General features: G+C 62.4%; 17 protein-coding genes. 14 read left to right on the top strand and 3 right to left on the bottom strand.

All coding sequences use genetic code 11. The features are described 5' to 3' along the window. Window positions 1-56: 56 nt before the first annotated feature. The 9 genes from FNZ07_RS24000 (at window position 57) to FNZ07_RS23960 (ending at window position 13,899) form a co-directional block, all read left to right on the top strand. A complete protein-coding gene (locus FNZ07_RS24000; RefSeq protein WP_091013406.1) occupies window positions 57-1,103 on the top strand; it encodes a LacI family DNA-binding transcriptional regulator in 1,047 nt (348 codons plus the stop codon). 246 nt (window positions 1,104-1,349) lie between these two features. Further along, entirely contained in the window at window positions 1,350-2,225 is an 876-nt protein-coding gene (rbsK, locus tag FNZ07_RS23995) for a ribokinase (protein WP_409373403.1), read from the top strand. A 269-nt stretch (window positions 2,226-2,494) separates the two neighbouring features. Further along, window positions 2,495-4,216: a methyl-accepting chemotaxis protein gene (locus FNZ07_RS23990; RefSeq protein ID WP_091013404.1), complete on the top strand. Its 1,722-nt coding sequence runs from the start codon at window positions 2,495-2,497 to the stop codon at window positions 4,214-4,216. A gap of 340 nt (window positions 4,217-4,556) precedes the next feature. Next, on the top strand, window positions 4,557-5,318 hold the full coding sequence (locus tag FNZ07_RS23985; protein ID WP_091013400.1) for a 2-keto-4-pentenoate hydratase: 762 nt from the start codon (window positions 4,557-4,559) through the stop codon (window positions 5,316-5,318). A gap of 692 nt (window positions 5,319-6,010) precedes the next feature. Next, on the top strand, window positions 6,011-7,933 hold the full coding sequence (locus tag FNZ07_RS23980) for a PrkA family serine protein kinase (protein ID WP_091013392.1): 1,923 nt from the start codon (window positions 6,011-6,013) through the stop codon (window positions 7,931-7,933). A 197-nt stretch (window positions 7,934-8,130) separates the two neighbouring features. After that, window positions 8,131-9,402, top strand: a complete 1,272-nt coding sequence (locus FNZ07_RS23975) for a YeaH/YhbH family protein (RefSeq protein WP_091013389.1) — start codon at window positions 8,131-8,133, stop codon at window positions 9,400-9,402. Next, entirely contained in the window at window positions 9,399-11,096 is a 1,698-nt protein-coding gene (locus tag FNZ07_RS23970) for a SpoVR family protein (RefSeq protein WP_091013387.1), read from the top strand. Before FNZ07_RS23975 ends, FNZ07_RS23970 begins: the two co-directional genes overlap by 4 nt. Window positions 11,097-11,363: 267 nt before the next feature. Further along, window positions 11,364-12,677 carry an MFS family transporter gene (locus FNZ07_RS23965; RefSeq protein WP_091013384.1) on the top strand — a complete coding sequence of 438 codons (1,314 nt, stop codon included), beginning with the start codon at window positions 11,364-11,366 and terminating at the stop codon, window positions 12,675-12,677. A 376-nt stretch (window positions 12,678-13,053) separates the two neighbouring features. Beyond that, window positions 13,054-13,899: a TauD/TfdA dioxygenase family protein gene (locus FNZ07_RS23960; RefSeq protein WP_091014737.1), complete on the top strand. Its 846-nt coding sequence runs from the start codon at window positions 13,054-13,056 to the stop codon at window positions 13,897-13,899. 27 nt (window positions 13,900-13,926) lie between these two features. On the opposite strand, the gene FNZ07_RS23955 is transcribed toward FNZ07_RS23960, so the two are convergent. Continuing rightward, on the bottom strand, window positions 13,927-14,148 hold the full coding sequence (locus FNZ07_RS23955) for a hypothetical protein (protein ID WP_091013382.1): 222 nt from the start codon (window positions 14,146-14,148) through the stop codon (window positions 13,927-13,929). Between the two features lie 266 nt (window positions 14,149-14,414). On the opposite strand from FNZ07_RS23955, the gene FNZ07_RS23950 reads away from it, so the two are divergent. From FNZ07_RS23950 to FNZ07_RS23935, 4 genes are all read left to right on the top strand, one after another. Continuing rightward, entirely contained in the window at window positions 14,415-14,942 is a 528-nt protein-coding gene (locus FNZ07_RS23950) for a GAF domain-containing protein (RefSeq protein ID WP_091013380.1), read from the top strand. 155 nt (window positions 14,943-15,097) lie between these two features. Then, window positions 15,098-15,910 (top strand): ABC transporter substrate-binding protein, encoded by an 813-nt coding sequence (locus FNZ07_RS23945; protein WP_091013377.1) that lies wholly within the window; start codon window positions 15,098-15,100, stop codon window positions 15,908-15,910. A gap of 13 nt (window positions 15,911-15,923) precedes the next feature. Further along, window positions 15,924-16,658 carry an amino acid ABC transporter permease gene (locus tag FNZ07_RS23940; protein WP_091013373.1) on the top strand — a complete coding sequence of 245 codons (735 nt, stop codon included), beginning with the start codon at window positions 15,924-15,926 and terminating at the stop codon, window positions 16,656-16,658. Between the two features lie 2 nt (window positions 16,659-16,660). Next, window positions 16,661-17,419 (top strand): amino acid ABC transporter permease, encoded by a 759-nt coding sequence (locus FNZ07_RS23935; protein WP_091013370.1) that lies wholly within the window; start codon window positions 16,661-16,663, stop codon window positions 17,417-17,419. Between the two features lie 162 nt (window positions 17,420-17,581). Here the strand turns inward: FNZ07_RS23935 and FNZ07_RS23930 are convergent, their stop codons facing one another. After that, a complete protein-coding gene (locus FNZ07_RS23930) occupies window positions 17,582-18,526 on the bottom strand; it encodes a glycosyltransferase family 2 protein (RefSeq protein ID WP_091013366.1) in 945 nt (314 codons plus the stop codon). Window positions 18,527-18,810: 284 nt separating this feature from the next. Between FNZ07_RS23930 and FNZ07_RS23925 the strand changes: the two genes are divergently transcribed. Then, complete coding sequence (locus FNZ07_RS23925; protein WP_091013361.1) at window positions 18,811-20,790, top strand: gamma-glutamyltransferase family protein; 1,980 nt, start codon at window positions 18,811-18,813, stop codon at window positions 20,788-20,790. A 91-nt stretch (window positions 20,791-20,881) separates the two neighbouring features. On the opposite strand, the gene FNZ07_RS23920 is transcribed toward FNZ07_RS23925, so the two are convergent. Continuing rightward, a complete protein-coding gene (locus FNZ07_RS23920; RefSeq protein WP_091013358.1) occupies window positions 20,882-21,670 on the bottom strand; it encodes an SDR family NAD(P)-dependent oxidoreductase in 789 nt (262 codons plus the stop codon). Window positions 21,671-21,789 lie beyond the last annotated feature (119 nt).

Raw genomic sequence — 21,789 nt, 5'->3', positions numbered from 1 at the left:
AACGGCGCGCAGGACAGCGGCGACAACACGGATAACAGGCAGGAGAGCAACGGGTTATGGCGACGATCAAGGATGTAGCGGCCGTGGCCGGCGTGTCGTTCACGACGGTATCGCACGTCGTGAACAACTCGCGGCCGGTGTCGGCCGTCGTGCGTGCGAAAGTGGAGCAGGCGATCCGCCAGTTGCACTACGTTCCGTCGGCGGTTGCGCGCTCGCTGAAGGCGCGTTCAACCGCAACGATCGGGCTGGTGGTGCCGAACAGCACGAATCCGTATTTTGCCGAACTGGCGCGCGGCATCGAGGATGGTTGTTCGCGCAACGGCTATTGCGTGTTCTTCTGCAACTCCGACGACGACCCTGCGAAGCAGCGCAACTATCTGCGGGTGCTGCAGGAAAAGCGTATCGACGGTTTGATCGTCGCGTCGGCCGGCGACGACGCGGTGCTGGCGCAGACGCTTGCGCACTCGCGCGAGCCGCTCGTCGTGGTCGACCGGAACATCGAAGGGCTCAATGCCGACCTCGTGCAGATCGATCACGAGAAAGGCGGCTATCTGGCCACGCGTCATCTGCTCGAACTTGGACACGTGAAGATCGGCTGTATTACCGGGCCGATCGCGACGGCCGTGAGCGCGATGCGCGTGCACGGCTTCATCCGTGCGATGGCCGAGCGCGGCATCGAGATTGCGCCGGGCGCGATCGTCGAGAGCGACTTCTCGGGCACCGGCGGCTATCGTGCCGCAGGTCAGTTGTTCGATACCGTGAAGCCGAGCGCGATTTTCGCGGGCAACGACATGATGGGAATCGGCGCGCTGCGCGCAGCCGCGGAGCGCGGCATCCGCGTGCCGGCCGACTGTTCGATCATCGGTTTCGACGACATCGAACTGGGGCGCTTTACGTATCCGGCGCTGTCGTCGGTCGGACAGTCGGTGCGTGCCCTCGGCGAGATGGCCGCGCAGACGCTGATCGAGCGCATCACGCGCACCTCGGCGGGCGGCGAAGGTGCGCCGGCGCGGCGCCGCGTCGTGGCGCCGCAGTTGATCCTGCGTGAATCGACGGCTGCGTGGAACGGTACCGATGCGGGTCATCAGGGGCTGGCCGCGTGATGTGAGACGCTGGCGTACCGCGCGTGCGCTGCGGCGAACCGCGGATCGACATGAAACAAAAAACCGGGCAGTACGCCCCAGAGCAGCGCGGCATGGGCTCCAGATGAGATCCGCGTGTGCGCTGAAGCACTGAGGGTGGCCGACAGATCGAGCGCTAGCGCGGGTCGGTTGCTCTGGACGGGATGGGAGAAAGACGTGACGAACAATGCAGCACAAGGGCGGGTCGCGGTAGTGGGCAGCCTGAACATGGATCTCGTGGCGCGCGCGCCACGTCTGCCGCGCCCGGGCGAAACGCTCGCGGGCCATGCGTTCGCGCAGGTCGCCGGCGGCAAGGGCGGCAACCAGGCGGTCGCTGCCGCCCGGCTCGGCGCGCAGGTTGCGATGCTCGGTTGCGTGGGCGCGGACGCGAACGGTGCGCAGTTGCGCGCGGGACTCGAAGCGGAAGGGATCGACTGCACGGCGCTCGATACCAGCTCCACGGCGCCGACCGGCGTCGCGCTGATCGTCGTCGATGACGGTAGCCAGAATGCGATCGTGATCGTCGCCGGCAGCAACGGCGAGGTAACGCCGGCCTCGATCGCGCGGCACGAAGCCGTGCTCGCCTCCGCCGACGTCGTGATCTGCCAACTCGAAACCCCGGATCCGACCGTCGAGGCGGCCCTCGCGACGGCGCGCCGGCTCGGCAAGACGACGATCCTGAACCCGGCGCCCGCGACCGGTCCGCTACCGTCAAACTGGTTTCCGCTGATCGACTACCTGATCCCGAACGAGCTTGAAGTGGCCACGCTGAGCGGCGTGCCCGTTACCTCGGCGGCCGATGCCGCGCTGGCGGCTGCGGCGCTGCGCAAGGCCGGCGCGCGCAACGTGATCGTGACGCTCGGCGCCCAGGGCGTGTACGTCGCGCTCGAGCACGGTGAGCCCGCGCATTACGCGGCACCGCGCGTCGACGCGATCGATACGACGGGCGCAGGCGACACGTTTATCGGCGGCTTTGCTGCGCAGCTCGCAGGCGGCGCACCGGTCGACGATGCCATCCGCTTTGCGCAGCGGGCCGCGGCTATTTCGGTAACGCGCGCAGGCGCGCAACCGTCGATTCCGACTCGCGCCGAACTCGACAACTAGCTGACAGCAGCACCCACAACGTAGCTGAAACCGCGCTGCCGTGTCGAAAGACGCGGCCGGCGCGGTCGGTCGTTGTAACTTGTACTAACACCTTTCGAGAAATTCCTCCGACCATATAAAAGCTTCAAGTTCACCCCGGTGAGTGCCGTAAACGGAGAAAGAAGCGGGCAGGGAGTGAGGGTCACCGCCCACACGTCCGCAGCCAGAGCGCATGACCACAGGCGCCGTGCAGCCGTACCTCTCCATATGTCACTCTCACAGGGAAGCACATGAACAAGGGCATCACCATCCGGGCGCGCATCGGCCTGACGATGGCTTTTCTCGCCGCATTGCTGGTCGCGATCGGCGTGCTGGGGCTGTTCGGTATGAGCAGCTCGAACGATGCGTACCGCGACACCTTTAGGAACCAGATGCCGAGCGCCGTCGCCATCGACAATGCCGAGCTGTATGCGGCGCGCGAACGGCTGGCGCTCGATCGGGCGGGATTCATGATGGGTACGCCCGAGGCTGCCGGGTCGATCGATCGTTCCCATTTCATGCGCAAGAACGCGGATGAGTGGTGGAAAAAGTATCTGGCGCTGCCGCGCGACGCCGAGGAAGACCGGCTCGCCCAGGCCGTTTCCGCGAAACGCGAGGCGCTGCATCAGGTGATGGATGCGTTTGCCGCGACGGTGATCGCAAACGACCCGTCCAGCCTCGTGGATGGCGCGAAACGCCTGCAGGCCGTCTACACAGAGATGTCCGTCGACGACGACGCCCTGCGGGCGTTCCAGTTCGCCGCGGCCGAAAAAGGCTTTACCCAGGCCCAAACCACCTTCGACACGTTCCGCATGGTGGGGCTTGGCGCGCTGGTCGCCGGTCTTGCCGCGGCCGTGTTCTCGTACCTGACGCTGCGCCGCGCCATCGGCCGGCCGCTCGCCGACGCACTGGGACATTTCGAGGCGATCGCCGCCGGCGACCTGCGCCACGAGATCGTCGTCCACTCGACGGACGAAATGGGGCAGTTGTTACAAGGCGTCGCGAAGATGCAGCGTAGCCTGACCGGTACGGTGCGCTCGGTGCGCATGGGCAGCGAATCGATCGCGACGGCTACGCGGCAGATTTCGGCGGGCAACCTCGACCTGTCGTCGCGCACCGAAGAACAGGCTTCGGCGCTGCAGCAGACGGCCGCCAGCATGGAACAGCTGACCGGCACCGTGAAGCAGAACGCCGACAACGCCCGCCAGGCCAGTTCGCTGGCTGCGAACGCCTCGGAGATCGCCAGCCGCGGCAACGCGGTGGTCGGCCAGGTGGTCGGCACGATGGGCGACATCAATCAGAGTTCTGCAAAGATCGCGGACATCATTTCAATCATCGAGGGCATTGCGTTCCAGACCAACATCCTCGCGCTGAATGCCGCCGTCGAGGCCGCGCGCGCCGGCGAGGAAGGGCGCGGCTTCGCAGTCGTGGCCGGCGAGGTGCGGAGTCTCGCGCAACGCTCGTCGGCGGCGGCCAAGGAGATCAAGGCGCTGATCGATACGTCGGTGGAGCGCGTGCAGGCGGGCTCGGCGCTCGTCGACCAGGCCGGCCGCACGATGACCGAGATCATCGGCGCGGTGCAGCGCGTGACGGACATCATGGGCGAGATTGCCGCGGCATCGACGGAACAGAGCGGCGGGATCGACCAGGTGGCGCGCGCCGTCACGCAGATGGACGAGGTCACGCAACAGAATGCGGCGCTAGTCGAAGAAGCGGCGGCCGCGGCGCAATCGCTGGAGGATCAGGCGACGAAGCTGCGTACGGCGGTTTCGGTGTTCCAGCTCGGCGATGAGGCTTCGGCGGGAGTCGCCGCGAGTGATATGCAGCGCCGGTCTGAGTCCGTGCCGGTGCGTTCGCCGGTAAAGGCGCTTGCGGCAAGTGCCAGGACACGCCCCGCGCCCGCGCCGGCGGTCAGGCCGCTTGCGATGGCGGTGGCCGGCACCGGTACGGAGCGCGACTGGGAGACGTTCTGATCGTGCACCAGTAGCGCGCATGAAAAGGCACGCTGGCGCATGTTGTGCGGCGTGACCGCGCGCGCTCCCGCCAGTGCAACGCGGCGGTGCTTGCTACAGCGGAATAATCCCTGCACATCGACAGCAATAGGTGTTGCTGTAGGGACAATCAAGACCGTGTTTGCCTTGGCAACCACGGTCTTTTTTCATGCCCGGCGGCGAGGGCGCTCCCTGGATCGACTTCTGTTCCGGTACATTGACGGGCGCAGTCGCCACCCGGCGACCGTGCTTCTTCCCTCACCGCTCGCCCCGCGCGATGCCTTCTTGACCCTGCGCCCGCACGCCCGCTTAAAGGACCGACATGACGCATCAAGACCTTGCGCTCCGCCTCGTGGAGGCCCGCCGTCAGCATCGGCTGATCGACGTGTTGCGGCCAGCCAGCCTGCCGCCCGACGCGGCGACGGCCTATGCGATCCAGCAGGCGGTGCTCGCCGGGCTCGGCACGTCGACGGGCGCGTGGAAAATCGGTGCGCGCTCGCCGGGCGGTGCGGCAAACGGGGCGCCGATTCCGGCTCCACTCGTACTCGAATCGCCCGCGCAAGCCGGCTACGACGGATTTTTCCGCGTGCTGGTGGAACTCGAGATCGCTTTTCGCTTCGCCGAACCGATCGCGCCCCGCGGCGAAGCCTATGCGCGCGACGAAGTGCTGGCCCGGGTCGGCACGGTGTTACCGGCTATCGAGATCGTCGACAGCCGCTTCGCCGAATGGCCGGACATCGCGCCGCTCGCACAACTGGCCGATGCGCAGAACAACGGTGCATTGATTACCGGTCACCCGGTGCCGTATGCGGGTTTTGCGCGGCAGTTCGACTTCGTCTCGCCGCAACTCGAACTGACCTTCGACGGCACCTCGCTCGCGCCCGATGCGCCGGGCAATCCCGCCGGCGACCCACGTGAGCTACTGGTCTGGTTCGTCAACCATTGCGCGGCGATGGGTATTGCGATCGAACCTGGATGGACCATCACGACCGGCTCGTATGTCGGCGCGCATCCGATCGGGCAGCGGGGCATCGTGCACGGTCATATCGACGGGCTTGGCGAAGTGGAAGTCGAGCTGACGTAGTTTCGGGCGCACCCATGCGCTCTGTTCGCGTTGCACATGTATCTGTGGCGCGTCAGCTTGCGCATCTTCGACGGCGCGATTGCCTTCCACCTCGCGCCACGCGTGTGTCGCACCCAGCACCGATCATCCTTCATCCTGATATCCGCTTCAGACCATAGGGTCTGCGCGGGTATTCACGCATACGCGGCATACGCCACGTATGCCGCGCACAGCGTCACACGGAACGAAATGCGAAACGCACGGACGAACGTCAGGAGCGCGCGCAGCAGGCACGTGTTGCAGCCGATTTAACGTTTGTTTGTAACCGATGGTTGCGGTGTAGTCCAAAGCGCGTCGCTGCGCGTTGAGGAACAAGGAAGCAGTGCGCATGCATATCGTGTTACACAGCGCGTGTTACACCGCAGGTGTTACAACGCGCGACAGTTGCCTCGTATTCCAGTACAGAGGACGTCCGTGTGCGACAGCAGCGAGGACCGTTGTTATCGGTGCAATTTTTTGCGGTCTGGAGGGAAGATTGTATGTGACCGAATCTGCGTTTCCAAGAGAGGGATGTTACGAACATGCGATGGCACGATTTTCATAACGTAGTTCGTGAAAAAAAATTAGAAAGGGTTTAGGATGAATTCGAGCGATGTCGTTTCCGATTAGCGCGCCGCGCACGACATCGATCCAGACTTCGGCGAGGAGGTAGCATGGATATCTACAGCAGTTTCGCGAGCCGCTTCGAGAAAACGCGAGAAGATGAACTCTCGCTTGAAGAGTATCTCGCGCTCTGCAAAGACAATCCCGCCGCGTACGCCACTGCGGGCGAACGCATGTTGACGGCAATCGGGGAACCGGAACAGATCGATACTCGCAACGACACGCGTCTGTCGCGTATCTTCGCGAACAAGGTGATCAAGGTATACCCCGCGTTCCGTGAGTTCTACGGAATGGAAGAAGTGATCGAGCAGGTCGTGGCTTATTTCCGGCACTCGGCGCAAGGGCTCGAAGAAAAGAAGCAGATCCTCTATCTGCTGGGTCCGGTGGGTGGCGGCAAGTCGTCGATCGCCGAGCGTTTGAAGCAGTTGATGGAACGCGTGCCGCTCTATGCAATCAAGGGCTCGCCCGTCAACGAATCGCCGCTCGGGCTGTTCGACTACGACGAAGACGGTCCAATCCTCGAAGAACAATACGGTATTCCACGCCGCTACCTGAAAAGCATTTTGAGCCCGTGGGCGGTGAAGCGTCTGCACGAGTACAACGGCGACATCCGCAAGTTCAGCGTGGTGCGTCGCTATCCCTCCATCCTGCGGCAAATCGGTATTGCGAAGACCGAACCGGGGGATGAAAACAACCAGGACATTTCGTCGCTGGTCGGTAAGGTCGATATCCGCAAGCTCGAACAGTATGCGCAGGACGACGCCGACGCATACAGCTACTCCGGTGGCCTGTGCCTCGCGAATCAGGGGCTGCTCGAGTTCGTCGAAATGTTCAAGGCGCCGATCAAGGTGCTGCATCCGTTGCTCACGGCGACCCAGGAAGGCAACTTCAAGGGCACGGAAGGGTTTGGTGCGATTCCGTTCGACGGCGTCATTCTTGCGCACTCGAACGAGTCTGAGTGGAAGGCTTTCCGCAATAACCGCAACAATGAGGCACTGCTCGACCGGATTTTCGTCGTGAAAGTGCCGTACTGCCTGCGCTATTCGGAAGAGATCAAGATCTACGAGAAGCTGATCCGCAACTCGTCGTTGTCCAACGCCGTGTGCGCGCCGGGAACGTTAAAGATGATGGCGCAGATGTCGGTGCTCACGCGTTTGCAGGAACCCGAAAATTCGAGCCTCTTTTCGAAGATGCAGGTGTACGACGGCGAAAACCTCAAAGACACCGATCCGAAGGCGAAGTCGTATCAGGAGTATCGCGACTTCGGTGGCGTCGATGAGGGCATGACAGGTGTGTCGACGCGTTTCGCGTTCAAGATCCTGTCGCGCGTGTTCAACTTCGACTCGACGGAAGTCGCTGCGAACCCGGTGCACCTGATGTATGTGCTCGAACAGCAGATCGAACGCGAGCAGTTCCCACCGGAAACCGAGCAGAAGTATCTGTCCTTCATCAAGGACGTGCTTGCCTCGCGCTACGCGGAATTCATCGGCAAGGAGATTCAGACCGCGTACCTGGAGTCGTATTCGGAGTACGGGCAAAACATCTTCGATCGCTATGTGACGTACGCGGACTTCTGGATCCAGGATCAGGAATTCCGCGATCACGACACCGGCGAGAGCTTCGACCGTGCGGCGTTGAACGCCGAACTCGAGAAGATCGAAAAGCCTGCGGGCATCAGCAACCCGAAGGACTTCCGCAACGAGATCGTCAACTTCGTGCTGCGTGCGCGCGCCGGCAACGCAGGCAAGAACCCGGCGTGGATCAGCTACGAGAAGTTGCGTGTCGTAATCGAGAAGAAGATGTTCTCGAATACGGAAGAACTTCTGCCGGTTATCTCGTTCAATGCGAAAGGGTCGGCGGAGGAGCAGCGCAAGCACGAAGACTTCGTCAACCGGATGGTCGCCAAGGGCTACACGCCGAAGCAGGTGCGACTGCTGTGTGACTGGTATCTGCGCGTGCGCAAGTCGTCATGAGATGGTTTGCGTTCCGCCTGCGCGGCGACACCGCGCAGGCACCCGGCGAGGCGCAAGCGGTGTGGACATGAATGAGCATGACCACTTGTGTCTCGCGCGCCCGAAATTAGCGCAGCTGCATGGGGTCGGAGTGAGTGGGCTGCAAATGAGCTGCACACACTCCGATCGACAGCTCTGCATGGGATGGGAGACTGGATGTGCTTCATCAAATCATCGACCGCAGGCTGGCAGGTAAGAACAAGAGCATTGCAAACCGCGAACGCTTTCTGCGGCGCGTAAAGAACTACATTCGGCGCGCCGTATCGGAAGCGGTGCGCGATCGCAGCATCAAGGACATACAGAACACCCAGAGCATCACGATTCCGCGTAAGGACATCGCGGAGCCGTCATTCCGTCATGGTCCCGGTGGCAAGCGCGAAATGGTGCACCCGGGCAACGCGGACTATATCCGCGGCGACAAGATTCCGCGGCCGCCTGGCGGCGGAGGCGGGGGCGGTGGCAACAGCGCCAGCAACGAAGGCGAAGGACAGGACGACTTCGTATTCGAACTGAGCCGCGAAGAATTCATGCAGTACTTCTTCGACGACCTCGAGCTGCCGCGGCTCGTGAAAACCCATCTGCTCGCCGTGCCGACCTGGAAGAGCATCCGCGCGGGCTGGGCTGCCGAAGGTACGCCGAACAACATCGACGTCGTACGCTCTTTGAGAAGCGCACTGGGCCGACGCATCGCACTCGGCGCGCCGCTCGTCAACGAACTCCATGCACTCGAAGAGAAGCTTGAAGCGATGAAGGCCGATCCGGCCGACCGTCGTGACGAAATCAAGTTGCTCGAAGAGGAAATCCATCGTCTGCGCGGCCGCATCTGGCGCATTCCGTTTATCGATCCGTTCGATCTGCGTTACGTGAACCGCGTCAAGCAGCCGCAGCCGTCGAGCCAGGCGGTGATGTTCTGCCTGATGGATGTATCCGGTTCCATGGACGAGCAACGCAAGGATCTGTCCAAGCGCTTTTTCATCCTGCTGTACCTGTTCCTCAAGCGCAATTACGAGAAGATCGAAGTGGTCTTCATTCGCCATCACACGCGTGCGGAAGAAGTCGACGAAGACACGTTCTTCCATTCGACCGAGAGCGGCGGCACGGTGGTATCGAGCGCGCTCGAGCTGATGAAGAAGGTGATGAACGAGCGCTATTCGCCGAGCGAGTGGAATATTTACGGCGCGCAGGCGTCGGACGGCGACAACTGGACCGACGACTCGCCGAAATGCCGCAAGATTCTCGAAGATGACATCCTGACGAAGGTGCGCTATTTTGCGTATATTCAGGTGACGCCCGAAGAGCAGAACCTGTGGCTCGAATATGCGCAGCTGGCGCTGACGGCGCCGCAGATGGCGATGAAGAAGGTCGAAACGGCTGCGGATATCTACCCGGTGTTCCGGGAACTGTTCGAGAAGCAGGTTGCGACTTCATGACCAGCAAGCATCTGCACAACGAAGCGCGCGGCTATCAGCCGGAGCGCAGCAAGAGTAAGCCGGAGCCAGCGCAGGCCGGGGCCGCCGCCGAAGGGTCCATAGAAGGGCCCAATGAAGGGTCAAGCAGACAGCCCACCGCGATGCCCGGCGACGGGCAAAGGGAAGTCCGTATGAACGTAGCCGATAGACGGCCTCTGCCGTGCCCGTCCGACTGGACCTTCGAGCTGATCGAGGAGTACGACACCCATATTGCTCATGTTGCGGAGCAATATGAGCTGGACGTCTACCCGATCCAGCTGGAACTCATCAGCGCCGAACAGATGATGGACGCCTACGCGTCCGTCGGCATGCCGGTCAATTACCGGCACTGGTCGTTCGGCAAGCACTTCCTTTCCACCGAGAAAAGCTATCGTCGCGGCCAGATGGGGCTCGCGTACGAGATCGTCATCAATTCGAATCCGTGCATCGCGTATCTGATGGAAGAGAACACGATGACGATGCAGGCGCTCGTCATCGCGCATGCCGCTTACGGGCACAACTCGTTCTTCAAGGGCAACTACCTGTTCAAGCTGTGGACCGACGCGCACGCGATTATCGATTACCTGGTCTACGCGAAGAACTACATTGCGGAGTGCGAGGAGCGCTTTGGTCTCGACCGCGTCGAGGAACTGCTCGACTCGTGCCATGCGCTGATGAACTACGGCGTCGATCGCTACAAGCGGCCGCAGAAGCTGTCGCTCGTCAAGGAGTCGGAGGCGCGGCGCGAGCGCGAAGCGTATCTGCAGTCGCAGGTCAACGAACTGTGGCGCACGTTGCCGGCTACGCACACGCCGCTGCCTGAGGAAACGGAAGAGCGCTATCCGCCCGAGCCGCAGGAGAACCTGCTGTATTTCGCGGAGAAGAATGCGCCGTTGCTCGAACCGTGGGAACGCGAGGTAATCCGCATCGTTCGCAAGGTGGGGCAGTATTTCTATCCGCAGCGGCAGACCCAGGTGATGAACGAAGGCTGGGCGACGTTCTGGCATTACACGTTGCTCAACACGCTCTATAACCAGGGCAAGCTCGAAGACGGTTTCATGATGGAGTTTCTCCATTCGCACAGCAACGTCGTCTATCAGCCGCCGGTCACGAAACCGTATTACAGCGGGATCAATCCGTATGCGCTCGGCTTTTCGATGATGAGCGACATTCGTCGCATCTGCGAAAACCCGACCGACGAAGACCGCAAGTGGTTTCCCGAACTGGCGGGTAGCCCGTGGTTGCCGGCCATGCACTACGCAATGCGCAACTTCAAGGACGAGAGTTTCGTCGCGCAATATCTGTCGCCGCACCTGATCCGCGAGATGCGCCTTTTCTCGGTGCTCGACGACGACATGCGCGATGCACTCGAAGTGTCGGCGATTCACGATGACAACGGTTATCAGTACGTTCGCCAGGCGTTGTCGAGGCAGTACGACATGCATCATCGCGAGCCGAACATCCAGGTGTGGTCGGTGAATACACGCGGCGACCGTAGCCTCACGCTGCGTCATTTCATGAGCGACAACCGGCATCTTTCCGGCGATAGCGAGGAAGTGTTGAAGCACATGGCGCGGCTGTGGCAGTTCGATGTGTTTCTTGAAAGCGTCGACGAGAACGGGACGGTGAGAAAGCGCTACGACTGCCGGTATGTGCCGCCGAGCATCCGGGTCTAGCGTTCCGCTAGCTCGTGCAGATAATCAAGCCAGCCTTCGGGCTGGTTTTTTTATACGGCGCCCGCCACGCGCAGGCGCACGCGCGGCAAGGATTCGCGCTGTCCTGCGCGCTCTTGCCGGATCACAGCCAGTGTTGTGCCGCTATCCGGTAACATACCGATCCCTCAAACCTTTCAGGTCTGTAAAATTCAACGCGCGTGGCTTCATGCCCGCCAAAGCGGCGATACGACCGCTGTCTTCCGCTCCAGTTCAAGGGAACACATCAGCATGACCGTCCAGACCGACCCAACCGACCAAACCGTCCTCTCCGCGCACGACACCCGGCGACGCATCTTTGCGATCGTCGGCGCGTCGTCGGGCAACCTCGTGGAGTGGTTCGACTTCTACGTGTATTCGTTTTGCGCGCTGTATTTCGCGCCGGCGTTCTTTCCGAGCGGCAATACGACGACGCAGCTACTGAATACCGCCGGCGTGTTCGCCGCGGGCTTCCTGATGCGTCCGATAGGCGGCTGGTTTTTCGGGCGTCTCGCCGACAAGCGCGGCCGCCGGACCGCGATGATGGTGTCGGTGTTCATGATGTGCGGCGGCTCGCTGGTGATCGCCGTGTTGCCCACCTACGCGCAGATCGGCGCGCTCGCGCCGGCGCTGCTGCTGGTGGCGCGGCTGTTCCAGGGGTTGTCGGTGGGTGGCGAGTACGGCACGAGCGCGACCTATATGAGCGAGGTCGCGCTGAAGGGGCGGCGCGGTTTCTTCGCGTCGTTCCAGTACGTGACGCTGATCGGCGGCCAGTTGTGCGCGCTGCTCGTGCTCGTGATCCTGCAACAGTCGCTGAGCACCGAAGAACTGAAGGCGTGGGGCTGGCGCATCCCGTTCGTCGTCGGTGCGGTCGCGGCGCTGGTCGCGCTCTATCTGCGTAAATCGCTCGAGGAAACCACGACCGCCGCAACACGCCAGCGCAAGGAAGCAGGCACGCTGCGCGGCCTGTGGATCCACCGGAAGGCGTTTCTCACGGTGGTCGGCTTCACGGCCGGCGGCTCGCTGATTTTCTACACGTTCACGACGTACATGCAGAAGTACCTCGTCAACACGGCCGGCATGCACGCGAAAACAGCCAGCAACGTGATGACCGGTGCGCTGTTCGTCTACATGCTGATGCAGCCGCTGTTCGGCGCGCTGTCGGATCGCATCGGCCGGCGCCAGTCGATGCTGTTCTTCGGCTTCTTCGCAACGGTCGGGACCGTGCCGCTGCTGCATGCGCTGAAGGACGTCACGAATCCGTATATGGCGTTCGGGCTGGTCGTGATCGCGCTCGCGATCGTCAGCTTCTATACGTCGATCAGCGGGTTGATCAAGGCTGAAATGTTTCCGCCGGAAGTGCGTGCGCTCGGCGTCGGGCTCTCGTATGCGGTGGCCAATGCGGTGTTCGGCGGCTCGGCGGAATATGTTGCGCTGTGGCTGAAGCAGGCCGGCAGCGAGCCGATGTTTTACTGGTACGTCACCGCGCTGTGCGCGATTTCCGGGCTCGTGTCGCTGCGCATGCGCGATCCGTCGAAGGAAGGGTATCTGCGGCACGAGCCGTAAGCGTTTCGCAAGCAGTCATTGCTTGCAGACGGCGGCCTGGGTGTTCCGGGCCGCCGTTTTCGTTTCTAGTAGCGTTCACGAACGGCTCAGGTGCAGCGGCGCTGCATCCGGTCCAGCAGCGGGTTTATCATTTCAGCAGATAACCGTATCCGATTTGCTTGGTTGCCCGCGCGCAAGCCGAGCGGTAGATTCGGGAACTTGCCGCAAAGCGGCACTGCGCATTTTGTAGTTCAATGGGCCATGCGCGCGATGTCGACTCCACCAGGACGCGACGTCAAGCCGGCTCACACCGACCCGACCGGAAACCCCCGTGACGACCGCTCCTTCTTTTGCTGCAACCACTGGCCCATCGCTTCATACCAGCGAACCGTCGCCGATCGAGATCCGTGCCTTCGACGGCCCGCTCGGCGCCGAAGTGCTGGGACTCGATCTGAGCCAGCCGCTCAGCGCGGCCGATTTCACGCGCATCCATCGCGCGCATCTCGATTACCACGTGCTCGTGTTTCGCGATCAGCGCATCACGCCCGATCAGCAGATCGCGTTCAGCCGACGCTTCGGCCCGCTACAGATCCACGTGCTGCATCAGTTCCAGCTAGCGGGACATCCCGAAGTACTGGTGGTCTCGAACGTCGTCGAGAACGGCAAACCGATCGGACTCGGCGACGCCGGCTACTTCTGGCATTCGGACCTGTCGTACAAGGAAAAACCGAGCCTCGGTTCGCTGCTGCATGCGCAGGAACTGCCGGCAGAGGGCGGCGATACGCTGTTCGCCAACATGCACCTGGCGTGGGACACGCTGCCCGCGCATCTGCGCAGCGCCGTGGAAGGTCGACGCGCCGAACACACCTATCTCGCGAAGTACGCCGAGTTGCAGCAACGCAGCCCGTGGCGGCCGAACCTGTCCGCGGAACAGGTCGCGCAGGTCAAACCGGTGGTGCATCCTGTCGTGCGTACGCATCCGGAAACCGGCCGCAAGGCGCTCTTCGTCAGCGAGCACTTCACGACTCGTATCGTCGATCTGCCCGAAGACGAAAGCGCCGCACTGCTCGCCGAGCTCTTCGCACACAGCGTGCGCGAAGAGCATCTGTACCGGCACGTTTGGGCCGAGCACGATATGGTCTTCTGGGACAACCGCTCGTTGATGCATCTGGCTGCCGGCACGCCCGATCATCTGCGTCGCAAGATGTACCGCACGACGATCGAGGGCGACGAACCGTTCTAAGGGTGTAGCGCTGCGGCGATCAATGCGTCATGCAACGACGATGTCGGTCGCAAGTTCGTGCAGCAGATCGCGCAGTGCTTCCGCCTGTGGCATGCGCGCGTTGCTGCGCAGATGGATGCGCAGCGCGTGGCCTTCCAGACCATCGACGGGGCGCAGGAGCCACAGTTCGACGGCGAGCCCGAGGCCCTCGGGTTGATTGTCGACGACGGGTTCGACGACACGTGGTGTGAAACAGGCACTCTCGGACATGGCGGTATTCCTCGCGATGCGGCGCTGGATCGCAGCACCGGATGAGCGCCATCGTAGCGGCCGGCAAGCGTGCGCCCAAACGAGAAATCCACGTATGCAAATGAAAGGTTTGCTTGGAGTTGTCGACGGAACTGTTCTATGACGCTCGCGCAGATGCATGAACATGAGTCTCAGGATCTCGCTCGAAGCCCGCAAGCCGCCCACCGATGCGTTCGCGCTTAACGCGCTATCCTTCCATCTCTCTTCGTCACCTCGATCGCCCCATCATGTTCGCGCTCCAGACCCCAGCCTCATCGCAGCCCAAACCCGCTCACTACGCCGAGCTCGTCGCGCAAGCGCGTTCGCTGCTCGCCGACGAGCGCGATCTGATCGCCAACGCCGCGAATTTTTCAGCGCTGGTGTTTCATTCGCTGCCCGATCTGAACTGGGCCGGTTTCTATTTCCATGACGGCCATGAACTGGTGGTCGGTCCGTTCCAGGGCAAACCGGCCTGCGTGCGGATTGCGCTCGGCCGCGGCGTGTGCGGCACTGCCGCGCAGAGTCGTACGACGCAACTGGTGCGCGACGTGCACGCATTCCCCGGACACATCGCGTGCGACGCTGCTTCGGAATCGGAAGTCGTGGTGCCGCTGGTTGCTGCTGACGGTACGCTCGTCGGCGTGTGGGATGTCGATAGTCCGGTGCTGAACCGTTTCGACGAAGACGACGCGCGCGGCATGGAAGCGCTGTGCGCCGTGTTCATCGAACTCGCGTGGCCACATGCCGAAGCGCGCCGTTCGCATGCGGGCGCTTGAACCCGCGCTTTAGCAGAAAACACGCTTTTTACAGGACCAATGCTTGGTTCTGCGCCGCGCGCGCGACTGTTATCGTAGCCGCCCGTGCATCGTCACAAGCGGTGCACACGGGTCAGCAAACAGATAACGTCTCTCGAACAAGAAGGTTCATAAAAATGAAATTCAAAACTCTCGCTACATGCCTGATGGGGTTGATGGTCGCGGTGTCGGGCGTCGCACACGCCGATCGCCTCGACGACATCAAGAAAGCCGGTGTATTGCGTGTCGCCACGTTCGACAGCAATCCGCCGTTCGGTTTTGTCGATCCGGCAAGCAACCATATCGTCGGTCTCGATGTCGACTATGCGAAGGCGATCGCCGACAAGCTCGGTGTGAAGCTCGAACTGCAACCGACCAATCCGGCCAACCGCATTCCGTTCCTCGCGTCGAAGAAAGTCGATCTCGTGCTTGCAAACTTCACGATCACCGACGAACGCGCGAAGCAGGTCGATTTCAGCATTCCGTACTTCTCGTCGGGCCAGCAGTTTCTTGCGAAAAAGGGCGTGCTGAAATCTGCCGACCAGATTAACGGTCTGCGCGTCGGCGCCGATAAAGGCACGACCAACGAGATCACGCTGCGCGAGAAATTCCCGCAGGCAACCATCGTCGCCTACGACGACACGCCGTTCGCGTTCGCCGCGCTGCGTGCGGGCAACGTCCAGGCCATCACGCAGGATGGTCCGAAGCTGGTCGGCCTGCTCGCCAACGTGCCGGACAAGCAGAACTACGAAATCCCCGCGTTCACGATCTCGAACGACTACATGGGCGTCGGTATTCCGAAGGGTGAGACGCGTCTGACCGCGTTCGTCAACGACACGCTGAAGGGCCTCGAAGCCGACGGTTCGGCGGCGAAGATCTACAACCGCTGGTTCGGTCCGCAAACGAAGACGCCGCTCGTGCGCATCTTCAAGATCGGCGACAAGACCTGAGCTAGATCCGACGATGCAGGCATGGCTCGCTCCGAAGTATCTGATGTGGTTGTGGCAGGGCTTCGGCGTGACTGTTGGGCTCGCGTTGTGCGCAGCCATCACCGCGACGGCTGCGGGCTTCATGCTGGCGCTGGTACGTCAGTCGCCGTACGGCGCGGTACGTCGTGCGGTGGGTGCTTATGTGCTGGCGTTTCGCAATACACCGCTGCTCGTGCAGTTGCTGTTCTGGTATTTTGGCGTGGCGACGTTGCTGCCCGATGCAGTCATGCAATGGCTCAACGCGCCGCACGTCGTGCACCTTGCGACGTTTTCGTTGCGCTGGCCGTCGTTTGAATTCGTCGCGGGATGGGTCGGGCTCAGTTGCTATACCGCTGCGTTTATCGCACAGGAATTCCAGGCGGGCCTGCGCGGTGTTCGTGAGGCCCAACATCAGGCCGCCGCAGCACTCGGCTTGTCGCCGTTGCAGGCGTTCCGCTATGTCGTGCTGCCGCAGGCCGTGCGCATCGCGTTGCCGCCGTTGTTCGGCCAGTACATGAACCTCATAAAAAATTCGTCGCTGACGATGGCGATCGGCCTTGCCGAGTTGTCGTATGCGTCGCGCCAGGTCGAAACCGAAACGTTCAAAACGTTCGCGGCGTTCGGCATTGCAACGATCCTCTACATTGCCGCCGTCGCGACGATCGAGTCGGTGTCGCACGTCGTCGCGCACGCGCGCGACCGCTCGCTGCGTTCGTTCGGAAGGCGTTGAACATGCAATGGTCGTTGTTCGCTACGAATCTGCCGTACCTGCTGGTCGGGGCGTTTCCCGATGGGCCGCTCGGCGGCGCTGCGCTCACGCTCGTACTGGCCGCGACATCTGCGTTCGCGTCGGCGCTGCTTGGTCTCGTGGGCGGTATCGCGCTGGCATTGGCAGGACGCGTGCTGCGCATTCCGCTGCTCGCGGTGATCGGCTTCTTCCGCGCAATCCCTGTGTTGATGCTGATCTTCTGGACATACTTTCTTCTGCCGGTTGTCTTTCATGTCGACGTGCCGGGGTTGGCCGCCGTGGTGTGCGCGCTGTCCCTGATCGGCGGGGCGTATCTCGCGCATTCGGTGCACGCAGGGATTCTGGCGGTCGGCGAAGGGCAGTGGCAGGCGGCGCTGTCGCTCGGCTTCACGCGTGTCGAAGCGCTGCGCTATGTGCTGCTGCCGCAGGCTATCCGCATCATGGCACCATCGTTCGTGAACCAGTGGGTGTCGCTCGTGAAGGACACGTCGCTGGCGTATATCGTCGGCGTGGGCGAACTGTCGTTCGTCGCGACGCAGGTCAGCAACCGGCTCATGGTGTACCCGGCGCAGATTTTCCTGTTTGTCGGTCTGATCTATCTGGTGATGTGTACGGCGCTCGATCGTTTCGCGATGTACTGGCTCACGCGGCCGACGCGCGTAGCGGCATCTGGCGTACGCATTGCTGGGGGCGACATACTGCCCGAACGTGCCGCAGATGCGCGCGACGGGACGCCGGGGTAGCGCCACCGGCGTGCTCAACGACGCGCTGTGATCGCGTCCCGATGCATTACTCACTCAAGCCGACGCAACCGGTCAAGAGCCGCCTGTCGAGCCACGCCCCACACACTTGGCGGATGCGCCCGGCACAACCTCGCCGGGCGCCGCCCAGGTCTCCCCACGTTTTTAAGGTTTTGCCGCGACAGTCGCACGCGCGAGCATCGCCAGGTGATAGTAGAAGCGCGCGCTCAAGCCATAGCGATAGGCGTAGAGATGAGTGAGGGCGACGCGCAATCCGCGCCACGGCGCGGCATTCTTCGCATAGACCGACACGACGATCGGTACGATCCGCCGTAACGCGGTTTTGCGAGCCGGCTCAAGTGCGGCGGGCAATGTCAGCGTGTCGAGGAACGCGTACGCGCTGACGGAGGCCGAGGTGGTCGAACCACGCGTAGTCGTCGACACCGATACCGCGGTTATGCGGTAGTACGACACGTACTCGGGCACGTAGTAGACCTGCCGCGCGGCGAGGCACAACTCCACGCCGAACGCATAGTCGCAGCACATGCCGTACTGCTCGCTGTAGCCGATCCGTTTCACGAGATCCGCGTTGGCGAGCCAGCCATTGTTCGGAAACATCTGGATCAGCCCGGTCTTGCCGGCGAGCGGCTGGATGCCAGCGGCTTCCTTCACACGATGGAAATCGGCGTTCAGCTTGTCACTGACGGCGCTGTCGACGGTGCCGTCCACGGCAACTTCGTACTGGTTACCAAACGCGACTTCAAGAAGCGGATGGGTCTGCCACGGTATGAGCAGACGCTCGACACCGTTCTCCACAAGGTAGTCGTCGTCGTGGATCAACAGGATCTTGTCGCCGGTCGCACGCGCAAACAGGCTCGCGACGTTGCGCGCCTGGCCGAGTCCCGGCGTATTGCGCAGATAGCGGATGCGCGCATCGTGCGCGTAGCGGTTTGCGATCAGCGTCTCGGTGCGATCGTCTTTCGAGTCGTCGCCGATGACGACCTCGATATTCGCATGCGTCTGTGCAAGGCACGAATCGATGCACTGCGAAATCAGTTCAGGCCGGTTATACGTCGGCACGCAAATGGAAACTTTCAGCTCGGTCGTCATGGCTTCGCCTCGATCCTTGGGGGGAGCGTAATGGGTCCGTCCTGCGAACCGCTTCTGTCACCGGTAGCAAGGTAGACGAAAAAAAGACAAAAATAATTCGCCATTAATCGGCAGGTCGTTTCGACTGGTTGCGCGGCGCGGCTCATGTCGATATTTCCGATTGCAAACAGAAAACTTTCGCTAGACCATCTATTCCTTCCCGGTTTGTAATATTGCCCGGGCGGCATCGGCATTGCGCGGTGCTCGTGAAGAACCCATCCATCCCAATCGGCGAACCAGAAGAAATGACTAACAAGAAAATCCGGCCGTACCTGTCGGCGGCGCTGGCGGCGCTGCTGCTGACCTCGTGCGGAGGAGACATCGGAAGCGACGCGGGCTCCGTGCCTGTAAAAGACGTCAGCTGTCTTGCCGTCGACAACAGCGGCTCGGCCGTCGTGGTCGGCTCGAACCAGCCGGGCGACCCATCGCTGCCGGAGGCGGCGTCCGGCTACCGGACCGGTCTCAAGCCTGTCTACGCGAAGACCTACATGGTCGTGACGTCGAATGCCTATGCGAGCGCGGCGGGCTGCAAGGTGCTGAAGCAGGGCGGCACTGCTGCCGATGCGGCCGTCGCGGTCCAGGCCGTGCTCGGGCTGACCGTGCCCGAGGCGACCGGTCTCGGCTCCGGCGGCGTGCTGCTCTATTACGACGCAGGCAAGAAGACGGTGCAGGCCTACGACGGACGCGAAACGGCACCGGCCGCCGCCACCGAGAACTATCTGCGCTATGTCGACGACGCTGCCGATCATTCGCTACCGGTGCCGAGCGCGCGCGCGAGCGGCCGCTCGATCGGCACGATCGGTGTGCCGCGTCTCATCGAGGCGCTGCAACAGGACCACGGCAAGCTGCAATGGAAAGACCTGTTCGGCGATGCGATTACGCTCGCGACGAACGGCTTCCCGATCGGTGGGCGCCTGGCCAGCGCGATTGCATCGAATGCGACGAGCCTGAAACGCGATCCCGACGCGGCTGCGTACTTCCTCAACGCCGATGGATCGCCGAAGGTGCTCGGCACCGTGCTCAAGAATCCTGCCTATGCGCGCACGTTGTCGCTGCTGGCGCAGAACGGTGCGAACGCGCTGTACACCGGACCGATCGCGCAGGATATCGTCGCGAAAATTGCTGTCGCGCGCGGCGCGGACGGCTCGGCGATCACGCCGGGCAAGACCACCGTCGCGGATCTCGCCGCGTATCAGGCGAAGCGGCGGGAGCCGGTCTGCACGACCTATCGGACGTATTGGGTATGCGGCATGCCGCCGCCTTCGTCGGGTGGGATCGCGGTCGCGTCCGCGCTCGGCATTCTCGAGAACTTCGATCTCAAGTCGCTGAAGCCCACGGCGATCGATCTCGAAGGCGGCAAGCCGACTGTCGCGGGCGTGCATCTCGTCACCGAAGCCGAGCGGCTCGCGTACGCCGACCGCGACATGTACGTTGCCGACACCGACTTCGTGCCGCTGCCCGGCGGCACCTGGGACACGCTGCTCAACAAACCGTACCTGCGCTCGCGCGCTGCGCTGATCGACCCCGCACACAGCATGGGGACCGCTCAGCCCGGCAATTTCGGTGCGATAGCGCTCGGTGTCGACCGCACGCTGATCGAGCACGGGACGAACCAGTTCACGATCGTCGATGGTCAAGGCAACGTACTGACCGCGACGACCACCGTCGAATCGAGTATGGGTTCGTTCCACATGACCAATGGGTTCCTGCTGAACAACCAGCTAACGGACTTCTCTGCAAACCCGACCGACAGCAACGGCAATCCGGTCGCCAACCGGTTGCAGCCTGGCAAGCGTCCGCGCAGTTCGATGGCGCCCACGCTTGTGTTCAAACAGGCCGCCGATGGTTCGAAGGGTGACTTCGTGATGGCAACCGGGTCGCCCGGTGGCGGCACGATTCCGCAGTACGTCTTGAAGACGTTGGTCGGGACGCTGGACTGGGGGCTCGATGCGCAGCAATCGGCGGGACTCGTCGACTTTGGCGCGAGCAACAGTCCGACGACGACGGTAGGCGGCGAGCATCCGGACATCAATGCCACCGATAACGGCGCGCACGATCCGCTGATCGCCGGATTGACGGCACTCGGTCACCAGGTGTCGACGTCCGCGCAGGCAAGCGGCGTCAACACGGTGCTGGTGGTGACGAGCGGCACGGGGACGCTGCTCCAGGGCGGTACCGATCCACGTCGCGAAGGGATCGTGCTCGGCGATACGGTCGCGCACTGAGTCGTCGAATCGCGTCGTTGCCTCGTCGCCGGCTTGTTATGCGGCGGCGAGGCAACGCGGTGTTACCGGTCCGAGAAGCACCGCTGTTACTTCACCGCTGATAGCGCTGCGCGGCATGCGTCTGGGCGAAATTCGGCACCATCGCTACGCGCGCAGCCGACAGCGCTTCCCACTGCTTGACGTCGGGCAGCGACGGAATCGTCACGGCTTCGCGGCGATCGAAGCCGACGAGCGCCGCATCGACGAGCTCGCCTACTTCCATCACACCCTGCATCGCGTCGACATCGCGACCCGAACGCTCCCAGATTTCGGTGCGGGTCGCGGCCGGCAGCACGGCTTGCACATAGAGCCCGCGCCCGCCCAACTCCTGTTGCAGCGTCTGCGAATACATCAGTACGTAGGCCTTGGTCGCGCCGTACATGCCAAGCGGAAACTCGGGAGCGAGCGCCACCACCGACGCGATGTTCACGATCGAACCTTCGCCGCGCGCAATGAAGCGGGGAATCACCGCGGCAGCGAGCCGAGTGACCGCGGTGACGTTGAGCTGGATCAGACGATCCTGCGCTTCGACGTCGGAGCCTTCGAATCCACCCGGTGCCGCGGCGCCGGCGTTGTTGACGAGCAGCCCGATATTGGAGTCGTCGCGCAGGCGCGCTTCGACTTTTTCCCGCTCGGCGGGCTTCGTCAGATCCGCGACGATGATGTCGATGCCTACGCCGGTTTCCTTGCGCAAACGGGACGCAAGGGCTTCCATGCGCGCGCCGTCGCGTGCAACCAGCACGAGGTCGTGTCCGCGGTGAGCCAGACGGTCGGCGTAGACAGCGCCGATGCCGGCAGATGCGCCTGTGACGAGCGCGGTGGGTTTGGTCTGTTGAGTCATGACAAATTCCAGTGAAAGGGGGTTAGCTAAGGGTGTGTATCGATGGCCAGCAGGGCCATTCACGCTAATCATTACGATCATCAGCATTACAATAATGATGATCGTAATGTATAATGTCA

It is taken from the genome of Paraburkholderia megapolitana (assembly GCF_007556815.1).
In the GTDB taxonomy this organism is placed as follows: Bacteria; Pseudomonadota; Gammaproteobacteria; order Burkholderiales; family Burkholderiaceae; genus Paraburkholderia; species Paraburkholderia megapolitana.
Note: the sequence above shows the minus strand (reverse complement) of the source record. Positions and strands in the feature narration are given on the sequence as shown.